This window comes from Micromonospora sp. NBC_01392, from assembly GCF_045040125.1.
Taxonomy (GTDB): Bacteria; Actinomycetota; Actinomycetes; order Mycobacteriales; family Micromonosporaceae; genus Micromonospora.
In genome coordinates this window covers 1,339,026-1,360,743 of record NZ_CP109549.1, presented here as the reverse complement: position 1 = coordinate 1,360,743, position 21,718 = coordinate 1,339,026, and the positions used below count along the sequence as shown (strand labels likewise).

Sequence of the window (21,718 nt, the reverse complement as noted above, 5' to 3'; positions counted from 1 at the left end):
CCGCACACCGGTTCGCCGGTGGGCGCAGAATGATCGGGTGACCTACCTCGCCAGCGACGACCGTTACGACTCGATGCTCTACCGGCGCAGCGGCCGCAGCGGGCTGAAGCTGCCCGTCCTCTCCCTCGGCCTGTGGCACAACTTCGGGCCGGACCGGCCCTTCGAACGGCAGCGCGACATCGTCCGCCGCGCCTTCGACCTCGGCATCACCCACTTCGACCTGGCCAACAACTACGGCCCACCGCCGGGCGCGGCGGAGGAGGTGTTCGGCCGGCTGCTCGCCACCGACCTGAAGCCGTACCGGGACGAACTGGTGGTGTCCAGCAAGGCCGGCTACCTGATGTGGCCCGGCCCGTACGGCGAGTGGGGCTCCCGGAAGTACCTGATCTCGTCGCTGGACCAGTCGCTGCGCCGGCTGGGCCTGGATCACGTGGACATCTTCTACTCGCACCGGTTCGACCCGGACACCCCGCTCGAGGAGACGATGGGCGCGTTGGACGCGATCGTCCGCTCGGGCAGGGCGCTCTACGTGGGCATCTCCAACTACGACTCGGAGCAGACCGCCCGGGCCGCCGAGATCCTCCGGGACCTGGGCACCCCGCTGCTGATCAACCAGCCGTCGTACTCGATGCTCAACCGCTGGACCGAGTCCGACGGCCTGCTGGACACGCTGGACCAGGTCGGCGCCGGGTGCATCGCGTTCAGCCCGCTGGCCCAGGGCCTGCTCACCGACCGTTACCTGGGCGGCATCCCGGCCGACTCGCGCGTGCGGACCAGCGTCTTCCTCAACGAGAGCGACCTGGACGAGTCGCGGATGGCCACCGTCCGCGCGCTCGCCGAGGTGGCCCGGCGGCGGGGGCAGAGCCTGGCCCAGCTCGCCCTGGTCTGGGCGTTGCGCGACCCGCGGATGACCAGCCTGATCATCGGCGCGAGCAGTGTCGAGCAGTTGGCCGGCAACGTCGCCGCGCTGGACGACCTGGACCTGGCCGGCGAGGACCTGGCCGAGATCGACCAGATCCTCGCCGACCCGCGGTGACGCCCGGCGGTCAGCGGAAGATGGTGCCGTTGCCGGCGTCCCGGACCGCGCTCACCCGGTTCGGGGTGAACGTGTTGGCGGGCCCGACCACCGTCGCGTTGCAGCCCTCGGTGACGTAGAGCCCGTATCGCTCCGTCTTGACGATCTGGTTGTCGATGGCCACGTTCCCGCTGACCAGGGTGTCGACACAGGTGATCCCGGTCGCGGTGGTGACCCGGATGCCGTCCCGGTTCGGCGTGTCGTCGGAGCTGTTGGTGATGTGGTTGTCGAGGATCTGGTTGTCGGTGCCGCTGTTGATGTTGATGCCGTCCTGCCCGGCCTGGTCGATGACGTTGTCGCTGATCAGGTTGTGGTCGGCCGTCTTGTTCGGCTGGTCGGCCGTGGACGAGGCGCGGTTGACCTGGATGCCGTGCCCGCCCACGTCGGTGATGGTGCAGCCGGTGACCGTGTCACCGCTGGTCGCCAGCAGCTCGACGCCGTCGCTCTGGGCGCCGCTGATGACGCAGTCCCGGACCGTGTTGCCCATCGACGTCCAGGTCTGGTTCTTGCCGTCGAACACGATGCCCCGCCCCCGGGACGCGGTCACCCGCACCCGCTCCACGACCATGTTGTTGCCGTCGTCGAAGTCGAGCGCGTCGCTGGTGCTCCGGAACGCGCCGCCGGCCGAGACCGCGAGGTCCCGGACGATCACGCCGTCCCACCCCTTGGTGTTGAACGGCTCGGTGTCCCCCGCTATCGAGCTGTCGTTGCGGATCAGCGTGTCGTACATGCCGGCCCCGACGAAGGTCACCTTGCGGATGCCCTCCAGTTTCATGTACTCGGCGCCGAAGTCGAACGTGCCGGCCCCGAACCGGACCGTGCCGCCGCCCAGCCGGTTCAGCTCGACCGCGGCGCTCTCCAGCACCGTCTTGAGACTGCCGGTGTAGGTCTCCCCGGTGACGTCGGAGGCCGCCCGGTAGGTCGTCGACCCGGTCCTGGTCACCACATACGGCGACGGGTTGGGTGGCGCCGGCGTCAACAGTTGCGGCTTGTTGACGCCCTCCCGGCTGGTCACCCGCAGGCCGGTGTCGTTGGTGGTGGTGAGCGCCACGGTTACCGGCCCGTTGCCGGTGACCAGCGACGAGACATTCACCGACACCCAGGTGTCCGCGCCCACCGGTCCGCTGCGGACGACCGCCGCGCCGATCGGTGGGGCGTTGCCGTAGGTGATGGTGTTCTCGTCCCAGGTGTTGTCGGCCACGGGGTGGACGTCCACCCCGGTGCTGCTGGCGGTCTCCACGTAGAAACGCAGCACCGCGGTCGGGTCCGTGGCCACGTCGGTGACCTCGAAGCGCAGGTAGGCGACCTGCCAGGGGACGGCGTCGACGCGGAGCGAGGCGGTCCGCCCCGCGTTGACCGTCGGGTGGGAGGCGTCCACCCAGGCGTCGGCGACCGGGTTGAGCGTCACGGCCGCGGCGGCCCGGGCCACCTGGGCCGCGGTGGTGGCGTGCGGCTTCGCGGTGCCGGCAGGTGCCGCGGCGACGGGCGGAGCGACGGCGGCGACGGCCAGGAGCAGGACGGGTGCCGGCGCGAGGAGACGGACCAGGGATCGGGATCGAGTTGTCATCGGTCCTCCAGAACGGTGTGGAGGGTGGTCCGGGCCGGCCGCGACATCGGTGGTGGGTCGCCCGGTCAGTGGTGGAGCGGCGCCTCCTCGGACCGCGTGGCGCCGGATGGGGTCGACGGTGTGGCGGCGGCACGCGCGCGCCGTCGACGGCGGTACAGCCAGAGCGGCACCAGGACCACCGCGCCGACCGCCAGGATCAGCGCGGCCCAGGCGGGCAGGCCCCAGTCGTCGCCCTCGGCGCTGCTGTCCAGTTGCGCGTCCGGGTGCGGGGCGACGCCGAGCAGGTCGGCCAGGACCTCCAGGTACCTGCTGCCCCACTCTTCGCTCGGTTCCACGTAGGTGTTCTCGGTGAACTCGTTCCAGCTGATGACGCCGAGGGCGTCGGGCTGGGAGAGCCGGGCGGCGGCGAAGGACGCGCGCAGGGTCTCGCCGTCCCGGCGGGGCACCTCCCTTCTCCCGCCGATCTGGCGGGCGTCGAAGCCGGGCGAGACCGGGGCGATCCACAGCCCGCCCCGGAGATGGACGGCCCGGGACATCGCGGTGAGCTTGTCCCGGCTCTTGTCGACGAGCGGGTCGGCGGAGGACCAGTAGTACGCCTGCCCGTCCAGCGTCGACTGGCTGTTCACCACCGAGACGCTCTTGGCGGTGCCGAGGACCTGGAGCTTCTCCTGGGCCTGGCGGACGGTGTCCGCGACCTCGGTGGCGGAGTACCGGTCGCTGCCGTTCCAGATCACCACCGGCTGGTCGAAGATCCCGAAGACCGGGTCGGCGGCGTAGCGTTCGGCGAAGAGGGCCAGGTCGGTCCGGACCGTGGCCAGCGGCAACGGCTTGCGGCTGAAGTCGATGCCCTGGTAGACGATGCCGAGCCGGAAGCTCTCGGCCCGGGCCACCTCGACCAGCGCGGCGAGTCGTTCGTCGAGCTGCTCGGTGTGTTTCCAGGAGACCAGGAAGCCGGTGATCCCGGCCGCCTTGGCCATCCGGACGTGCCGCCGCATGATCTCCTGGTCGTCGCTGGAGTAGCGGCCGAGCACCGGGTAGTCGCTCTTCGCCCGGTTCCACGAGCTGGGGTTGAACCAGATGTAGTAGTAGGCCAGCACCGGAACCGGCGACGACGTCGGGGTCGCCGCGGGCCCGGACCGGGCGGGCTCGGCCTGGGCCCGGGCCGCCGGCAGGCTCGCCGCGGCGACCGCCAGCAGCACCAGCACCAGTCCGGCGGCGGCGCGGGGCCGCCAGCGACGCCGACCGGGCCGCCGCGCGACGCGGCGGAGCGCCCGGATCGGGCGGCGCAGGTGCGGGCGGCCCAGCAGGACCAACCCGACGGCCACCCCGAGCACGCCCACCGCCACCAGGGTCAGGTCGACGATGCTGATCACGGTGAGCGTCACCTCCTGGTCCCGGCTGATGGTCACCGGCCGGCCAAAGGAGAGGCCGCCGCCGCGGACGGTCAGGGTGTAGGTGCCCCGGGGCAGGTCGGGGACCAGCACGGTGCCGTCCGGGCCGAACCCCAGGCGCTGTACCCGCCCGTCGGCCCGGGTGAGCTGGATCCCGCTGCCGGCCCGCCGGGGGAAGAACATGTCCGAGGCGGTGAACGACACCTTGAAGAAGAGCAGTTGCACCACCCAGGCCTGCCGGTCCCAGGGCACGAACTTCTGGCCGGCCCGGTTGACCACCGAGGTGCCGTCCACCATCACGGCGTCCACCACGTAGTAGAGGCGTTTCGAGGCGAGACCCCGGGGTCCCTGCTGGGTCCGGCTCTCGGCGACCCAGAGCGGCTTCGTCAACTGGTCGCCGGTCAGCTCGATGACCTCGCCGGTGTTGCTGCGCAACCGCATCGCGGTCGCCCGCTGGGCCGGCACCGGCGACCCGAACCGGTCGGTGTAGCGCCAGCTCACCCGCCGGATCGTGCGCAGGCCCACCTCGACGATCCGGTCCCGGACGCCGTGGTCCACGCTGCCCCGGATGCGGTCGAGCACCACCTTCCGGTCGGCGCCGACGGTCGCCGACCCGACCGTGAGCCGGTTGTCGAGCCCGAGGAAGTTCTTCACCCGGATGTTCACCCGGCCCTTGGCGTCCGAGCGGCCGGTGTTGCCGTCCACCGCGACCGGCACGCCCCGGATCGGCGGCACCATCTGCAGGTGCAGCGTGCCGGGCAGCGCGGAGCGGGGTGCCGCGGTGGCGGCGGCCGGGGTGAGCAGGACGACCAGGAGCACCAGGAGCAGCGGCGGCAGCAGCCGGCGGGCGGCGCTCACCGCGGCCGCCGCCGGCCACGGACGGCCGCGGCGCCGACCAACGCGCCGACCAGCAGCAGCGCGGTGGCGTACGAGCCGTAGACCGGCCGGGGGTCGGGCCGCTTCAACGCGACAGTGGTGCGTTCGGCGCTGAGCAGGACGCCGGGACGGGGCGGCGCGTCGAAGTCGAACGCGTCGAGGAACGTGTTCGCCTTGGCGTCCCGGCTGGCGAGCGGTCTCAGCCGCCAGTTGATTTCGATGAACTTGAGCACCGAGGTGAAGTCGAGCGTGGTGGAGTCGACCCGTCCGCGCCGGGCGTACGGGCTGACCAGCAGCGCCGGCACCCGGAACCCGTAGCCGTACTGGTCGACCTTCGGCGGCGTGACGTGGTCGTACCAGCCGCCCCAGTCGTCGTACGACCAGATGAAGGCCGAGGAGGACCACTCGGGGGACCGCATGAGCTGCGTCAGCAGCGCCCGGACCAGGTTCTGGCCGGCGCCGATGTTGCCCGGCGGGTGCTCGCTGTTGCCGGCCGGCGCGATGAAGGAGACCGCCGGCAGGTCGCCCTTGGCCGCGTCCGCGTAGTACTCGTCGAGGTCCACGATCTTGGAGAACAGGCGCGGGTCGTCGACGTAGCGGGCGTACCCCAGCAGCGGCACCCAGATGACCTGCGCGCCCCGGTCGATGTCCTCCTCCTCGACGCGGGACCGGAACGTGATGGTCGGGTCGTAGTTCTGCACGTAGAACTTCCAGCTGATCCCGGCCGCCTCCAGCCGGTCGAAGATGGTCGGGATGTTCCCCCAGCCGGTCGCCGGGATGGTCTCCGACCTGCCGGCCGCGCCCGGGCCACCGGTGACCCGGTACATGTGGTTGCGGATGCTGCCGGAGTGCGACGAGCTGAAGAAGCGGTCGAAGAGCACGTACTCGTCGGCCAGGTTCCAGTAGTACGGCAGGTCGCGGTCGTCGTAGTAGGCCATCGCCATCCGGCCGTCCTTGCCCGCCCTGCTCACGCCCTCCACGAAGCCGTTCATCCGGCCGCCGTTGTACTGCTGGGCGAACGCGTCGGCGGAGTGGTCGAGGTCGATCGCGCCGAGCTTGCCGATGTGGAACGGCTTGACGCAGGGTTCCGGCAGGTCGGCCCGCATCGGCATGCAGACGTCCTTCGGGATGCCGTCCACCCCGGGCCGGGTGCCGAAGTAGTTGTCGAACGTGTGGTTCTCCTGCATCAGGAAGACCAGGTTCTCGATCGGCGTGGTCGGTGCGGTCGGTGTCGCGGGGGCGGCCGACGCGGCGGCCGGCGTCGCCGTCACCACGGACAGGGCCAGCAGTACGGCGACGGCCGACAGCCGCCCGGCGCGACGCCGGAGCACGGAATCGATCCGACGGGTCATGGACGCACCTCATAGATGATGATCACGGGGACGGGAACGGCGCGACCGGAGGCGTCGGCGCCGCCGACGTACTCGGTGTGCACGATCCGGCCGTGATAGCGCCGGACGAGGGTCGCCAGCCGGTCGGCGAAGAACGTCGAGCGACGCGCGGAGAACGAGTCCCAGACGATGTAGTGCAGGTTGTTGTTGCGCAGCCACCCGTCCGGGTTGTTGAGCGCCACATAGGACGGGTTGCGGTGCAACGGGTTCGGGCTGACCGACAGCCCGTAGCTCTGCCGCTGGCCGTAGTAGCGGATGATGTTCGACATGGACGGCCCGAGGGTGAGGATCACCGACCCGTCCGGTGTGTGGTCGGTCAACCAGCGGCCGGCCTCCCGGCCGCCCGGCACGCCGCCGGAGCCGGCCAGGAAGTGCGTCCCGCCCTGCTGGCTCACCGCCCGCCAACACGGTCCGAGGAGGCTCAGCGCGACCATGGCGACGGCCACCAGCCGGACCACCAGGTGCACGCGGGCCCGGGGCATCACCCGCCGGGGGACGGCGGCGAGCCGGGCCGGCACCGGCAGGACGGCCAACGCCCGCGCGGCGAGCACCGCCACCGGCACGACGACCGGCAGCAGGTACTGGAAACCCTTGACCGGCCAGAGTTGGAAGAAGACCACCGGCACGGCGATCCAGGACAGCAGCAGCGTCTCCCGCCAGCTCCGCTGCCGGCGGGCCCACCACAGCCCCCCGAACGCGGCGAGCAGCACCAGCAGCCCGATCGACGAGGGCACGTTCTCCAGATAGAACGACATCGGGTGGTTGGGGCGCCGGAACAACTGCCAGACGAGGTAGTTGCGCCCGGTCTCGGTGCGGCCGGCCAGCGCCTGGGAGATCGGATGGGTGGCGAAGACCAGCGCCAGCACCGGCAGCGCCAGCAGCGTGGCCCGCACCGGCCGGCGTACGCCGGGGGTGAGCGCCAGGAACGCGTAGACGCTGCCGGCCAGCACGATGCTGGTCTCCTTGGCCAGCATGGTGACGCCGAGCATGGCGGCGGTGGCGACGTACCAGAGCGCGTCCTGCCGTTGGACGAACCGGACCATGCAGTAGAGCGTGAGCGTGGCCAGCAGCACCATCGGCCCGTCCAGCAGCACCTGCCGGGTCACCACCACGTGGTACGGCATCACGGCCAGCAACAGCGCGGCGATGAGCCCGACCCGCCGGGTGTAGAGCCGGGCGCCCAGCGGGTACACCGCGAGCACGGTCAGCACGCCGAGCGCCACGATGACCAGCCGGCCGGCCACGTCCACCTCGCCGGCCCGGAAGAACGGCGAGAGCAGCGCCTGGACGAGCATCGGGTGGGCCCGGAAGACCGGGAAGTACTCGGTGTAGCGGGGGTTGCCGGCGAGCGAGGCGGCCTGCCCGGCGTACACCGCCTCGTCGCTGTTGAAGCCGAACGCGTCGATCTGCCACGTCCGGACGAACAGCGCCAGCACGGCGACCCCGGTCAGCCCACCGGCCACCTTCCACCGTGGCCGCCGCAGCGCCGGCAGCCAGGACGGTGGCGCGGACCTCGCCGGTCGCTGCGCCTCGCCCCGCCGCTGCTCGGGCAGCGTGTCGGTGGTGGCCGATTGGCTCACGCTCACGCGGGCCCTCCCGCCACGGTCAGGTCTCCGCTCCAGCTCGGCCACGGCTGGGCGGGCACCACCGGGGCGCCCCGGTCGGCGCGTTCCTCCCGCAGCAGCCGGGGGATGTCGTCGGCCCAGCCGAAGTTGTCCGAGACGACGACCCGACTGCGGACGTGGGACAGGAAGCTGGCGAGGATGTCCCGCTCCCGCGCCCGGAGCTGGACGTACCCCTGACCGTCGATGGTGATGGACGGCGCGAGGTACCGGAACGGCGGGAACCCGTACGCGTCGTCGGTGTTGTCGATCATGCGGTCGAGCGTGTCGGCGGCGCCCAGCTCGGTGATGTCGGGTTTGCCGCGCTCGATGACGAACAGCTCCTCCACCCGGGTGGTGGTGCCGATCCGGCACGGCACCAGACGGTCGACGCTGTACTTCGGCGGCGGGATCAGCAACTGGGTGACCGCGTTGATCCCCATGATCGGCAGGTTGAACCGGCTGAGCGTCAGCGCCAGCGACCGGCCGCCCTTGGAGTGCAGGCGGCTCTGGAGTTGCAGCCGCCGCCACTCGGCGGGCGTCAGGTCCTGTGCCTGCACCGCCCGCAGCGTGTGCGCGCTGATGGTGAGCGGCTTGGGGAAGCAGGTCGCCACCCCGTCCGGCCGGACGATCGTCATGTCGTCGGAGAGGAAGAGACCGCCGTGGTCGCGGAGCAGCCGCAGCACGGTGGCGGTCTTACCGGTGTCGGTGAGCGCCGAGAGCATCACCCCGACCCCGTCGAGCGTGACGCACGCGGAGTGCAGCAGCATGTGCCCCCGGGCCACCATGACGAACCGGAGCAGCGCCTCGATGATGTTGGTGTAGACCACGTGCGGCGAGTGGGCCAGCAGCGGGCCGACCTGGATCTCGATCGGCGGTCCGAGCTGGATGCGGAAGTTCGCGCCCCACCGGCCGAGCTGCTCCTCGTAGCGCAGCACGGACTGGTCGGCGTACTGGGTCATGGCCGCGCGGCGCTGCGGCCCGCGACCGCCGATGTCGCTGACCCGCACCGCGATGTCCACCTCGGAGTCGGGCACCCACTGGGCCCGGAAGAACTCCAGCTCCGGCAGCATGATCTGCGAGCCGATGGTCACCACGCCGGCGACGTCGTAGCGGTACTTGAGGTACTGGTAGCGCCGGCGCGACGGGGTGCTGGGCGCCTCGGAGGCGCCGGCGACGAGCAACCGCACCGGGTCGCGTCGGGCCTTGTCGACGGCGGTGTAGATGACCCGGTCGTTGACCAGGAACCGGACCAGGAAGAGCGCCACCAGGGTGACCGCGTTGGCCACCAGGATGCCCACCCCCGCCCACACCAGGGCTTGGAGCACGGGCAGCCGCAGCAGCAGCAACGCGTTGTTGAGCAGGAAGAACCGGGCCGCCCGGGCGGCGAACGAGCCGTGCCGGTTCCGCCGGTAGATCAGGCTGTCGATCAGCAGGAAGTTCCACGTGGTGGAGACCTGGGTGGCCAGCGCCGCACCGATCAGGTGGTGCATCCGGGCGGGTTCGTAGCAGAACCAGAGCACGGCGGTGTTCACCACCATGCCGGAGAGCCCCACCATGCCGAACGCGATCATCCGGCCCAGTTCGCGCAGCCGCTCGGCGTGGGTACGCGGGCTCCGCCGGATCTGCCCGACGAGGCGGCGGCCCCGCAGCCGGGCCAGGTGCCGCAGGAACGTCGCGCCCTCCCGCAGGGACGCCTTCGACCGGCCGCCGTGCCGGGGCGCCATGTCGTACGCCACCTCGGCGACCCGGGCGCCGGGATGGCGCACCAGCAGCTCCAGCAGCACCTTGAAGCCGGTCGGGTTCATCCGGTCCAGGCGTACCGCGGCCCGGCGGAAGGCGAACAGCCCGCTCATCGGGTCGCTCACCGTCGCCAGCCGGCGCGGGAACATGCCCTTCACCAGTCGGGTCGCCCAGGACGAGGTCGCCGTCCGGAGGGCCCCGTCGAGCCCGACCGGGGAGCCGCTGCCGGCGTACCGGGTGCCGATGACGACGTCGACGTCGTGCCGCATGGCGATCCGCGCGAGCGTCGCCGCCGCGGCCGGCGGGTGCTGGAGGTCGGCGTCCATCACCAGCACCCACTCGCCGCGGGCGTGCGCGGTGCCGAGCAGGACCGCGCCGCCCAGTCCACCGGCGCGGGCGTGCGGCGGCCGGTGCAGCAGCCGTACGGTGATCGGCGCCGCCGCGGCCACCCGGGTGAGCACCTCCGGCGTGCCGTCGTCGCTGTCGTCGACCACGAGGAGTTCGGCGTCGAGCGGCGCCAGCAGCGGGCCGAGCCGCGCCAGCAGGATCGGGACGTTCTCCGCCTCGTTCCGGGTCGGCACGATGACGGTCAGTCGGGGCGGGCGGCCCTCGTCCGCCTCGTGCAGCGCCTGGAGCTGCGCCTCCGGTTCGGTTCGCCGGTCGCGAACTCCGGATCCGACTCTGTTCATGTCAACCCCCATGGTCGGCACGAGCGGCGTGAGCCACGTTGATGACGGGCACTGGATGCAGAACCGTCCGCCGGAGAAATGAATCGGTTTCCCGGAGCCCGGTAAGGGACGAACCCGCAGCACGGGGTGGCGGCTCGGATACGCAAAGAGTACGGAGGGTTAACAGCGGACTTCCAGTTCCTGAAACGTCAGCACCACGACACGTGCAATAAACGAACCCGACCGCAGTGGTTCATAGATAGACGAGGCACATTCCCAGCTCAGGAGCGGTAGACGCAGGGTTTTCACGTTGCCGCGCGACACGCGTCGGGGCACCGCGAAAAAACTGCGCCACCGCTGCGACGCGCCGCGTCGCAACAATGGCGCAGTTATGAATGGGGACGCCCCGGGTCAGGGCGGCAATGCGTTAATTGGACAGCGGAACGCGGCGGGTGGTCGACGCCGCGCGCCTACGTCAGCCGGACGTCACGACCGGCGGGTGGTCGTGCAGCACGGTGACGAAGTCGGACCGGCCGCCACCGCTCCAGTCGCAGAGCGTGCCCGCCGGCGCGACGCCCCGGCACCCCACGGAACTCTCGACGGCCGTGCCCTCGCCCCACTCGTTGTACGTGGTGACGAGCTGCCAGAACGCCCCGGAGGCGGTCATCCGGGCCACCCCGGCCCGCCACCGGTCCAGGCTCCGGGCCAGGAACGGCGAGCGCCCGTACGGCAGCCCGGCCTTCCAGAAGCCCGGCGAGACGGAGTACGCGCCGCCCGGCGCCCCGCTGAAGTCGGCCTCGGCGTGGGCCGGGGCGTACTGGTGCCAGGCGTCCACGGTGACGCTGTTGGCGCAGTGGCGGTAGCCGGAGAACACCTTCAGGCTGAGATAGATGGACTCGCCCCAGAGCCGCTGGAGCAGCGACCGGGCGCGGACCCACCGGTCGACGGTCTCGCAGCCGTCGGCCATGGTCAGGTCGTGGGCGTTGTAGACGAAGACCACCATGCCCCGGCCCGGCAGCACGGCCAGCGCCGAACGGTCCCCGCCGTACGTGCTCCGCAGGTGGTGCAGGTCGGCGGCGATCTGGTCGGGGGTGGGCCGGCCGGCGCCCTCCGGCTCGTAGTACGGCGCCCAGGCGAACCCGGTGTCCCGGGCGCCCCGGAACAGCGCCGGCCAGTGCCGGTCGGTGGTGGTGCCCTGACCGAACCAGGAGGCCAGCCCGACCGTGATGCCGCCGTACCGCATGTCCGCCACCTGCTCCCGGACCACCGTCGCGTCCACCGTGTAGCTTCCCCGGCCCGGCCGGTAGTTGGTGTACGGGTCCAGCCCGCCCTGACGCCACGCCTCCGGGAACCACGGGTAGTAGAAGGCGGCCCGGACGGTGGTCGGCGTCCGCACCACCAACCGCAGCGCCGCCTGGTGCCGCACCGCCGCGCCGACGCCCTCGACGACGAGCGTGAAGGTGCCGGCGCGGGCGGAGACGGAGGTCTGGACCGACACCGTGGCCGAGGCGCCGCTCGTCACCGTGGCCGGCGTGACGGTGGCGAAGACGCCGGCGGGCAGGCTGGTCACCCGCAGCGCCACCGGCTGCGGCGCCCCGCCGGTGGTGGCCGTGTCGACGGTCGCCCGGGCCGGATGTCCGGCCACCGCCGTGACGGCGGCGGGCGCGACGGTCAGCGAGAAGTCGTCGGCGGCGACGGGTGGCGCCGCCGACGCGGACGGGCCGACCGGCACGGCGGCGGCCAGCACCGTGAGTACCACTGCGAGACGTAGGAACATCGACACTCCTCTGCGTTGCCTGGCGGGTCCGACACCGGGGCAACGCGGGAGCGACCGGTCGGGTGACTGCGCGGCCGGTCACCGGCGCGCGCGACGGCCCGGGCCGCCCCGGGGCCGTCGCCTCACCAGATCCGGCGCCGCCCGGAGCGATGGTTACGGACCCCGCACGGCCGCCCGGGCGGTGGGCCGCCGGCCCGCCGCATCCGCCGGCCGACCACGGCCGCCAGCAGCGCGGCGACCACCACCGCCACCGCCGCGCCGACGACCAGCGGCCGGGAGAACGGCCCGGTCCCGGTCACCGCCGCGACCGGCACTGCCGGCGCGTCCGCGGTCGCCGACTCCGAGCGGGTACGCGGGACCGCCGCGCTCGCCGCCGGTGCGGCCGGCCGGGTGGCGCGCGAGGCCGCGCGGAAGATCACGTCGGAGCAGGAGTAGTAGGTGTCCTGGGTGTTCGAGTTCTGCCAGATCACGTAGATCAGGTGCCGGCCCGTGCGCCCGGCCGGCAGTCGTCCCGGCATCTCGTACGCGCCGTCGCGGATCGGCGGGTCGGTCACTGACAGGAACGGCTTGCGTTCCACGTCGGCCCAGGTCAGCCGCGCGTCCGGGGCGTACGAGGCGGTGGTGACGTAGAACCGGAACGTGCCCCGGTGCGGGATCGTGGTGCGGTAGCGGAAGGTGTGCCGGGCGCCGGCGGTGAGCGTGGTGGCCGGCCAGTCGGTCCGGGGCAGGTCCAACCCGCGGTACGCGGAGAGCCCGCCGCTGCACAGCTCACCGTCCGGAATGCGCTCCCGGTCCCGCCCGTCGATCCGGGCCACCCGGATGTTGTCCCACTCCCGTACCGCCGCGCCGGCCGCGATCGCGGCCCGGCAGGCCGGTGTCTCCGCCCGCCCACCCTCCGGCCCGCACGCCGCCGCGCGGCTCAGCGGGCTGGTCGGCGCGCCGTGGGCGCTCGCCGGGACGGCGGTGAGCAGCAGCGTCGTGCCGATGACGGCGAACGCGACGAGCGCGCGACGTGTGCCCATGTGATCGACCTCCCGCCCACTGGTACGGGCCGGAAGCGGCAAAGGTTCGATCCGCACCGGTGCCACGACCGGTCAGGCTCGGCTGGCCGAACGGACAACCGGGGCGGCGGAGCGGTCGGGGCGGGCCCTACAGTGACGACACCCTGTGATCGAGGAGCGCGTCTTGCCCGAGCCGGCACAGCATTCCGAGCCGCCCCGTCCCGCCCCCGCGGACGGGTCTCCGACGGGCGACCTGCCGCCCACCGCACAGCCGTACCTGCTGATGCTGCCCCCGGCGGAGGGTGCGCCGCCGCCGGTGCCGTGGCCCGGCGGGAAGGGCCAACCGGCCTGGGCGATCCCGGTCGTCGTGCCGCCCGGCACCCACGGCTACGCGCTGTTCGTGCCGCTGGTCCCGGCCGCCGGCCAGCCGACGCCGACCGGCGTACCCGCCCAGGCCGCGCCGCCGGCCGTCGAGACCCCGTCCAGCGTGCCCGCCCAGGACGCCCCGCCGGCCGTCGAGACCCCGACCTCCACCGCCCCGGCCGGGCCCCCGGACGCCACGCCGCCGACGGCCGGTCCGACGCGACCGGTCGGCGCGCGCCCGGACGGCGGCGCGCCGACGCCGGGCAGCGTCCCGGCCACGACGCCGACCAGCACCGGGCCGATCCCGGCGCCCGGCACGCCGGCGCCGACGGGCGCCGCCGCACCGGCCGGCACGCCGTCGACCCCGGGCACGCCGATCGCCACCCCGACGGCCCCCGGCACGCCGGTCGCCCCGGCGGTGTCGGCCGCCCCGACGGGCGGCCCGGGCACCCCGACGGCACCCACCGGGCATGTCTTTCCACCGGTCCACGGTGGAGCGGCGCCCGGGCCGGGGCACCAGGACATGCGACCGTGGGTCACCTACCCGCCGGCACCGGGTTGGGCGCCCCGGCCACGGACGCCCCGCACCTCGTTCCTGGGCGCGCGCTGGCCCGGCCCGAAACCGGCCACCGGCCGGGCGGTGCCGCTCGCGGTGCTCGCCGGCGCGCTCGGCAGCGCGATCTTCGTCCCGCTGAGCCGGGTCGGCATCGGCTGGTTCCTCGGCTGGCTCACGCTCACGCTCGGGGTGCTGTTCGCGGTCCGCACCCGCGCCGCCGAGCTGCCCCGCACCGACCGGCTGATCCGGGCCGGCTGGGCGGCGGCGGCCCTGGCCCTGCTCGCCGTGCCGGCGTTCCGCAACGCCTGGTGGCTGGTGACGTTCTGCGTGCTCGGCGCGCTGGGCTGCGCCACGCTGGCGATCGTCGGCGGCCGGCTGGTCCGCTCGATCCTGTTCGGCCTGGTCGCCACGCCGTTCGCGGCGCTACGGGGCCTGCCCTGGGTGCGCCGGCACGTCGCCGTCTCGGCGGAGGCGGCGACGGTCCGCAAGGTCACCGTCTCGGTGGTCGCGACCGTGGTGGTGCTTGTGGTCTTCGGCAGCCTGCTCGCCTCGGCCGACGCGGCGTTCTCCGAGGCGCTCGGCGCGCTCGTGCCCGAGGTCGACCTCGGCACGGTGTTCCGCGGGCTGTTCCTGGCCGCGGTGGGCGGGCTGATCGCGGTCGCCGCCGTCTACACGCTGGCCGCCCCGCCGGAGTTGTCGAGCGTGGACCGGCCGAGCGGGCGGCGACTCGGCCTGCTGGAGTGGGCGCCGGCCATCGCGGCGCTGACGCTGCTCTTCGCGGGCTTCGTGGTGGTGCAGTTCACCGTGCTCTTCGGTGGCGAGCGGCACGTGCGCAAGGTCGCCGGGCTCAGCTACGCGGAGTACGCCCGCAGCGGCTTCTGGCAGTTGCTCTTCGTCACGCTGCTGACCGTGGCGGTGCTCGGCGCGGTGAGCCGCTGGGCCGGCCGGGAACGGGCGGTCGAGCGGATCCTGCTGCGCGTCCTGCTCGGGCTGCTCAGCGCGCTGAGCGTGGTGATCGTGGTGTCCGCGCTGTCCCGGATGTGGACCTACCAGAAGGTCTACAGCTTCACCGGCGAGCGGATCTTCGTGATGGCGTTCGAACTGCTGCTCGGCGCGGTCTTCCTGATGATCCTGGCGGCCGGTGTGCGGTGGCGGGGCAGCTGGATACCCGGCACCACGGTGGCGCTGGCGGTGGCGATGCTGCTCGGTCTCGCGGTGCTCAACCCGGAGGACTACGCGGCCCGGCGCAACACCCTCCGGTACGAGCAGACCGGCAAGATCGACGCCTGGTACCTGCGCGCGCTGTCCGCCGACGCCACGCCCGCCCTCACCAGGCTCCCCGACCCGGTCCGCCGCTGCACGCTGAGTTGGATCGCGGACGACCTCGACCAGCCCGACCCCTGGTACGCCTGGAACCTGGGCCGGCACCGGGCCCGTCAGGCCCTCGACCGGGTCGGTCCGGGTGCGGTCGGCGGCCCGAAGGACTGCCGCCGGGCGGACCAGTTCGACCTGCCGAAGACCCGGCGTTCCCGCTGACGCCAGCGGTCGGGCCGCCCACACGGCGGCCCGACCGTCCGCCCGGCGGGTCAGGCGGCGTAGATGTGCTTGACGCCGCCCAACGCCAGCACGGCCGCCGTGTCACCGCGGACCCCGCTGTTCAGGTTGCGCCAGCCGTTGTAGCTGCTCGCCTCGTGCACGTAACCACCGACGACGCTGTAGATCAGCTTCTCGCCGCCGAGGCTCAGCGCCGCCAACGCGGTGCCCTGCGCGCCGGAGATCCCGGTCCACAGGTTCCGCCACCCCGCGTTGCTGGCCGCCTCGAAGACCCGTCCGCCGTTCAACGAGTAGATGATCTTCGTGTCGCCGAGCGTGATCGCCGCCACCGCCGACGCCGGGATGCCCGTGTTGAGGTTGCGCCAGCCGTTGGCGCTGTTCGCCTCGTGCACGTAGCCGCCGACGATGCTGTAGATGTACTTCACGCCGGCCAGCGCGATCACCGAGATGGCGGAGGACGCGACGCCGCCGATGCCGCTGTTGAGGTTGCGCCAGCCGTTGTAGCTGCTCGCCTCGTGCACGTAGCCGCCCACCACGCTGTAGATCAGCTTCTCGCCACCGAGGCTCAGCGCCGCCAACGCGGTGCCCTGCGCGCCGGAGATCCCGGTCCACAGGTTCCGCCACCCCGCGTTGCTGGCCGCCTCGAAGACCCGTCCGCCGTTCAACGAGTAGATGATTTTCGTGTCGCCCGATCCGATGGAGGCCACCGCGGAACCGGTCACCGCGCCGCCGCTGCCGGAGACCGGCAGCGCCCGCCAGCCGGCGTTGCTGGCCGCCTCGAACACCTGACGCGGCTGGGCGGCGGGATTCCGGGCGATGTAGTCGAGCGGATTGATGTACGTCCCCGCCGGGTCGATCATGTGCCAGTGCAGGTGCGGGCCGGTCGAACTGCCCGACCCGGGCGCGCCCTGCGCGCCGCCGGACCGGCCCACGATCGTGCCCGCGCCCACGCCGGCGCCGTCGGCGAGCAGGAACTGCGACAGGTGCAGGTACTGGCTGCGGTAGCCGTCCCCGTGGTGGATCGTGACGGTGTGCCCGCCGTCACCGTTGTAGGGGATGTTCTGGACGGTGCCGGCGCCGCAGGCAGGCAGCGGCGTCCCCACCCCCATCCCGAAGTCGATGCCGCCGCGCGAGCCCCGGCTGAGGTGCCCCTCCCAGGTGTCGGTGATCGGGTAGGCGCTGAACGGGTGGTAGATGACCGGCGCGGCATACGCGGCACCCGGCGGCATCACCCCGCCCACCGCCAGCGCGCCCGCACCGATCGTGGCGACACGCAGGAACGTACGCCGGTCAACCCCGCAGCAGTCGCGCTGCCCGCTCTCCGTCATCCCGACCCCTTCCGACACCCGGGCGGCCGGTTCGGCTCCGGCCCGCCGCACCCATCCTTAGACGGGCGTGGATATCATTCCGGCTTCCGAGGAGCCGGTCCACCTGCCGACGAACGGTGTTGGCGCGGGCTGGTGCCGTACCGGCGTTTGAACGCGGCGCTCAGCGCGAAGGAGCTGCCGTAGCCGACCCGCCGGGCCACCGCGCCGACCGTGGCGCCGGGTTCCCGCAGCAGGTCGGCGGCGAGCGCCAGCCGCCACCCGGTGAGGTACGACATCGGCGGCTCGCCGACCAGCCCGGTGAAGCGCCGGGCCAGCGTCGCCCGGGAGATCCCGACGCCGGCGGCCAGCGACGCCACGGTCCACGGCCGGGCCGGGTCGTGGTGCAGCATCCGCAGGGCCTGCCCCACCACCGGATCGGCGTACGCCTGGTACCAGGCGGGCGCCGCCGCTCCCGGCCGGTCGAACCACTCCCGCAACGCGGCGATGAGCAGCAGGTCGAGCAGGCGGTCCAGCACCGCCTCCTGGCCGGGGTCGTCCTTGACGATCTCGATGGCCAGCAGCGGCACCAGCGGCGAGTCCCAGGACGCGCGCGGGACCACCACGAGCGGCGGCAACGCGTCCAGCAGCCGCCGGCCGACCGCACCCCGGACCGGGTACGTGCCGGTGAGCAGCACCGTCCGGCCGTCCGGACCGTTGCCCCAGGTGCGGACGCCCAGCCGGCTCATCTCGTACAGCTCGCGCCCGTCCGGCGTGGTGCAGCGCTGCCCGGGGTGGACGACCACCTGCGGCGGCGTGGCCGGATCGTCCGCGACGGTGTACGGACCCGGGCCGCGCACGATCGCCACGTCCCCGGCGCCGAGCCGTGCCGCCGCGCCCTCCTCGGACACGATCGCGGCGTCCCCACTCACCACCGCGACCAGGGTGAGCGGCGCCTCGTCCCGGATCAGCATCGACCAGGGCGGGGTCAGGATCGAACGGAGCAGGAAGGCGCCGCGGGCCCGGGGCCCGTCGAGCAGGCCGGCAACGGCGTCCACGGAGACGATTACACACAGGATCGCGCGTCCTGGCCATGGGCCGTCCCACCGGACGGCGGTTGACTGGGCGCATGCGACTCGTGCAGCAACTGTCGTTGGTCGGGGCCACGGTCGGGGCCGGGCTGACGGCCGGGCTCTTCGCCGCGTTCGCCTACGCCGTCATGCCGGCGCTGCGCGGGGCCGACGACCGCGCGTTCGTGGACGCGATGCAGCGGATCAACGTGACCATCGTCAACGGCTGGTTCCTGCTGATCTTCCTGGGCACACCGGTGCTCGCCGCGTTGTCGGCGATCCTGGCCTGGCGCGGTGCCGGCCACCCGGCGCTGCCGTGGATCCTCGTCGGTCTCGCCCTCTATCTGGTGATGGTCGCCGTCACCGCGGCGGTCAACGTCCCACTGAACGACGCGCTCGCCGCGGCCGGGGCGTCCGACCTCGACGCTGCTCGACAGCGGTTCGAGGGCACCTGGGTCGCCTGGAACGTCGTCCGCGCGCTCGCGAACTCGGCCGGGTTCGGCGCGCTCTGCTGGGCGCTGGTGGTCGCCGGCCGCACGACCGACTGAGGTCCACCAGCACCTGAGGTCGACTCACTAAAGTCGAATTGTCTCGTTTGTACAACTATTTTTACTGCTGGGTGATTTGGTGGTCAATGCACACCTTGTGCCACACGTGTCACCTGAGCAGGGCCGGTCACATGACATCCCTGCGAGTAGTACCCACGGAGGGTGTTCTGTGAAAGTCCGAACCGTTCATCGCCTGAGGCGGGCGGCCCCGTCAGTACTCGCTGCTTCCGCGAGTGCCGCCGTGGCCGTCGCCATGCTGATCTTCAACTCCACCGCGGCCAGCGCGGCGGACGCGCCGGTCAACCTCGGCACCGCCGGCAACTTCTCCGTCCTGGCCGGTGCCGAGCCCACGAACACCGGCCCGAGCTTCCTCGCGCAGAGCCTCGGCAGGTTCCCGGGGAACACCGCCTCGGGCTTCGGGACGGCGACCATCGGCGGTGAGGTCCACCTCGGCGACGCGGTCGCCCTCCAGGCCCAGAGCGACCTGACCACGGCCTTCAACGACGCCGCCGGCCGGACCCCGTTCACCAACCTGCCCGCGGAACTCGGCGGCAACACCCTCAACGCCGGGGTCTACCGGATCGGGGCGGCGCAACTGACCGGGACCCTGACGCTCAACGGGCAGGGCGACCCCCAGGCGGTGTTCATCTTCCAGGTCGACTCCGCGCTGACGACGGCGTCGAACAGCAGCGTCGTCCTGATCAACGGCGCCTCGGCATGCAACGTGTTCTGGAAGATCGGCAGCTCCGCGACGCTCGGTACGGGCACCACCTTCCTGGGCACCATCATGGCCCAGGCGTCGGTCACGATGGCCACGGGCGCGAACCTTCAGGGTCGCGCACTGGCTCGAACCGCGGCCGTCACGCTCGACACCAACGTCATCACCGCCCCGGTGTGCGCCGGTCCGACCGGCCCACCCGGGCCCTCGGGCCCGCCCGGCCCGTCCGGCAGCCCCGGCGCACCCGGCAGCCCTGGCGCCCCAGGCAGCCCCGGCGCACCCGGCAGCCCTGGCGCCCCAGGCAGCCCTGGCGCCCCAGGCAGCCCTGGCGCCCCAGGCAGCCCTGGCGCCCCAGGCAGCCCCGGCGCACCCGGCAGCCCGGGAGCGCCCGGGCCGTCCGGCCCGCCCGGCAGCCCTGGCGCACCGGGTGGACACGGTAGGCCCGGCAAGCCGGGCGGTCCCGGCAACCACGGCATGCTGCCGGTGACCGGCAGCAACCAGGTGCCCGCCCTCGCGGGTGCGGGAAGTGTCCTGGTCGCCGCGGGCGGGACCCTGTTCTTCCTCGCCCGGCGTCGCCGGACACAGGAGTCCTGACCGGAGGGGCCCGGCCGGCGAACTGCCGGTCGGGCCCCCTTCCTGGGTACGCCGGTGCTCGCCGCGCTGTCGGCGGCCGGCGCGTCCGATCTCGAAGCCGCTCGACAACGGTTCGAGACCACCTGGGTGGCGTGGAACCTGGTCCGGGCACCGGCGAGCACGGGCGGCTTCGGCGCGCTGCGCTGGGCCCTGGTGGTCATCGGGCGCTCGGGAGCGGGGCGACACGCACCCGCTAGAAGCCGCTCCACGGGCGGGCCGAGCACTTCCAGGTCTTCCCGTCGTCCTGCGAGACGCAGACCGCGAGGAACTTCCCGAGGACGGGAAGACTGAAGGTGAAAATGTGCGCCCTGGTCTTCGCGTACGGGACGCCCGACTTCGCGGCGACGTCCTCCAACGCCCACCCGGGATCCGGCCCGTCCACCGTCGCCACCCGACGCAGCGACTCGATGTCCTTGCCGTCAAGGAGCGTCCTGATCTCCTCCGCCGAGGGCTCGCGGTCGCCGATCAGCGTCTCCACGCTGTGCGGTCCGGCGACCGCGACGCCGTTGGCCTTCTCGAAGGCGGCCTTCGTCCCGCCCACGGTGGTGTCACCGGTGAGGTCGAGGGTGAGGATCTGGTCGGTTCCCCGGCGCGACAGGAGGCATTCCCAGATGGACTTGCCGTTGGCGACGCACATGGTCAGGCACCACTCCCGACCGCCGGGCACCGACGAGGCGAAGATCAGCGACGTGGTCGCCGTCTCCCCGTCACCGGTGCCGTCGTAGGAGCCGTCGGCGAGGTCGGCCATCGTCGTGCCGAGGATGTCCCGGCCACCCGGCATCGTGCCCACGACCTTGACGCCGTCCACCTCCTCGCCGGCGACGAGCGCTTCCATCTGGTCGGCGGTGAGGGCCCGGCCGCCGGCGTCGACGGCCAGCACCTTGTCCAGGTCGCCGACGGGCCGACCGGTCAGGTCCTCGAACTGTCGAAGCATCGTCCCCGGAGCACCGGGCTGGTCGGTGATCGTCGTCCGGGCCTCACCCTCGGCGGCGTGCGACGGGGCGTACGACGCCGTCAGCCCGACGATCAGGGCCGCGGCGACGACGGTGGCGCGCCTGGTGATGTCGCGTAGAGCTGTCATCCTGTCCTCATCTCGCTGTCTCGATGCGATCACTGCGGGCGGGGGTTGTCGGGCTACCAGCGACACTCGAACACGGTGCCCACGCCACTGGTCGAGGGCCACAAGCGGCAGTGCCTGTCGATCCAGTCACCGATGTCGTGGATCGTGTCCACGATCCACGCGAACGCCGCCTTGATCGCCCCCCAGATGCTGAGGTAGACGACTGTCGACTCGGGCGTACCACCGGCCTCGTCGACGATGTCCTTCACCGACATGGCGGGATCCGGCTTCTCGACGGTGCCCAGCACCCGTACCCCGGTGTCGTCCTTGCCGGCCAGCAACGCCGCGATCTGCTCCGGGGTCCGCTGCTTGCCGTCGTCGACCGCCACGATCGCGCGATCGATCGCCACTCGCCCGCTGCCGGAGACGGCCTGCTCGATGGTGGCGATCTCGCCCAGCGTGAGGTCGCCGCCGAGCGCGGGGCCGGTGAAGCGGCGCACCGAGACGGCGCCGGACGGGCTGATCCAGATCTCGTCCGACGTGATCATGTCGTCCACGCCGAACGGCGCCCAGGCGAACGTCCACTGCCCGCCGAGGCAGCGGAACTGGCCCTGCTCCCGGCCCTCGGGCTCGGCGCCGGTGCGGACGACCGCGCCCCGGTCGTCGGTGTACTGGACCAGACAGTCGGTGTCGTTGTTCGGTGTCTCGTCGGTCCGGGCCACGGCTGCGGAGGACATGGCCAGCACCGTCCCGCCGACCACCCCGATCACCGCGAGGCGGTGTGCCAAGCGACTCATCGAACACTCCATTCCTGACGAGGGA

Annotated in this window: 15 protein-coding genes; 4 read left to right on the top strand and 11 right to left on the bottom strand. The window is 72.7% G+C overall.

Annotated features, from left to right (window positions below):
* The first annotated feature begins 37 nt into the window (after positions 1-37).
* Entirely contained in the window at positions 38-1,036 is a 999-nt protein-coding gene (gene mgrA / locus OG767_RS06395) for an L-glyceraldehyde 3-phosphate reductase (protein ID WP_405092573.1), read from the top strand.
* A 10-nt stretch (positions 1,037-1,046) separates the two neighbouring features.
* Here the strand turns inward: mgrA and OG767_RS06390 are convergent, their stop codons facing one another.
* The 7 genes from OG767_RS06390 to OG767_RS06360 form a co-directional block, all read right to left on the bottom strand.
* On the bottom strand, positions 1,047-2,642 hold the full coding sequence (locus tag OG767_RS06390) for a DNRLRE domain-containing protein (protein ID WP_405092572.1): 1,596 nt from the start codon (positions 2,640-2,642) through the stop codon (positions 1,047-1,049).
* 65 nt (positions 2,643-2,707) lie between these two features.
* On the bottom strand, positions 2,708-4,891 hold the full coding sequence (locus OG767_RS06385) for a hypothetical protein (RefSeq protein ID WP_405092571.1): 2,184 nt from the start codon (positions 4,889-4,891) through the stop codon (positions 2,708-2,710).
* Positions 4,888-6,261, bottom strand: coding sequence for an alkaline phosphatase family protein (locus tag OG767_RS06380; RefSeq protein WP_405092570.1), 1,374 nt, complete (start codon positions 6,259-6,261; stop codon positions 4,888-4,890). The genes OG767_RS06385 and OG767_RS06380 overlap by 4 nt, the downstream gene beginning before the upstream one ends.
* Positions 6,258-7,886: a glycosyltransferase family 39 protein gene (locus OG767_RS06375; RefSeq protein ID WP_405092569.1), complete on the bottom strand. Its 1,629-nt coding sequence runs from the start codon at positions 7,884-7,886 to the stop codon at positions 6,258-6,260. Before OG767_RS06375 ends, OG767_RS06380 begins: the two co-directional genes overlap by 4 nt.
* Positions 7,883-10,333, bottom strand: a complete 2,451-nt coding sequence (locus tag OG767_RS06370; RefSeq protein ID WP_405092568.1) for a glycosyltransferase — start codon at positions 10,331-10,333, stop codon at positions 7,883-7,885. Before OG767_RS06370 ends, OG767_RS06375 begins: the two co-directional genes overlap by 4 nt.
* 454 nt (positions 10,334-10,787) lie before the next feature.
* Entirely contained in the window at positions 10,788-12,089 is a 1,302-nt protein-coding gene (locus tag OG767_RS06365) for a hypothetical protein (protein WP_405092567.1), read from the bottom strand.
* 122 nt (positions 12,090-12,211) lie between these two features.
* Positions 12,212-13,111 (bottom strand): lytic polysaccharide monooxygenase, encoded by a 900-nt coding sequence (locus tag OG767_RS06360; protein ID WP_405092566.1) that lies wholly within the window; start codon positions 13,109-13,111, stop codon positions 12,212-12,214.
* 163 nt (positions 13,112-13,274) lie between these two features.
* Between OG767_RS06360 and OG767_RS06355 the strand changes: the two genes are divergently transcribed.
* Positions 13,275-15,545: a DUF4153 domain-containing protein gene (locus OG767_RS06355; protein WP_405092565.1), complete on the top strand. Its 2,271-nt coding sequence runs from the start codon at positions 13,275-13,277 to the stop codon at positions 15,543-15,545.
* 50 nt (positions 15,546-15,595) lie between these two features.
* Here the strand turns inward: OG767_RS06355 and OG767_RS06350 are convergent, their stop codons facing one another.
* Positions 15,596-16,891, bottom strand: a complete 1,296-nt coding sequence (locus OG767_RS06350; RefSeq protein WP_405092564.1) for a M23 family metallopeptidase — start codon at positions 16,889-16,891, stop codon at positions 15,596-15,598.
* Positions 16,892-16,965: 74 nt separating this feature from the next.
* A complete protein-coding gene (locus OG767_RS06345; protein WP_405092563.1) occupies positions 16,966-17,925 on the bottom strand; it encodes an AraC family transcriptional regulator in 960 nt (319 codons plus the stop codon).
* A gap of 71 nt (positions 17,926-17,996) precedes the next feature.
* Between OG767_RS06345 and OG767_RS06340 the strand changes: the two genes are divergently transcribed.
* Both OG767_RS06340 and OG767_RS06335 read left to right on the top strand, forming a co-directional pair.
* Positions 17,997-18,485: a DUF1772 domain-containing protein gene (locus tag OG767_RS06340; RefSeq protein WP_405092562.1), complete on the top strand. Its 489-nt coding sequence runs from the start codon at positions 17,997-17,999 to the stop codon at positions 18,483-18,485.
* A gap of 241 nt (positions 18,486-18,726) precedes the next feature.
* The gene (locus tag OG767_RS06335; protein WP_405092561.1) at positions 18,727-19,797 is read left to right on the top strand and encodes an ice-binding family protein; all 1,071 of its coding nucleotides are present in this window, start codon (positions 18,727-18,729) and stop codon (positions 19,795-19,797) included.
* 232 nt (positions 19,798-20,029) lie between these two features.
* On the opposite strand, the gene OG767_RS06330 is transcribed toward OG767_RS06335, so the two are convergent.
* The gene (locus OG767_RS06330; RefSeq protein WP_405092560.1) at positions 20,030-20,917 is read right to left on the bottom strand and encodes a hypothetical protein; all 888 of its coding nucleotides are present in this window, start codon (positions 20,915-20,917) and stop codon (positions 20,030-20,032) included.
* Positions 20,918-20,970: 53 nt separating this feature from the next.
* Positions 20,971-21,693: a hypothetical protein gene (locus OG767_RS06325; RefSeq protein ID WP_405092559.1), complete on the bottom strand. Its 723-nt coding sequence runs from the start codon at positions 21,691-21,693 to the stop codon at positions 20,971-20,973.
* Positions 21,694-21,718: the final 25 nt, after the last annotated feature.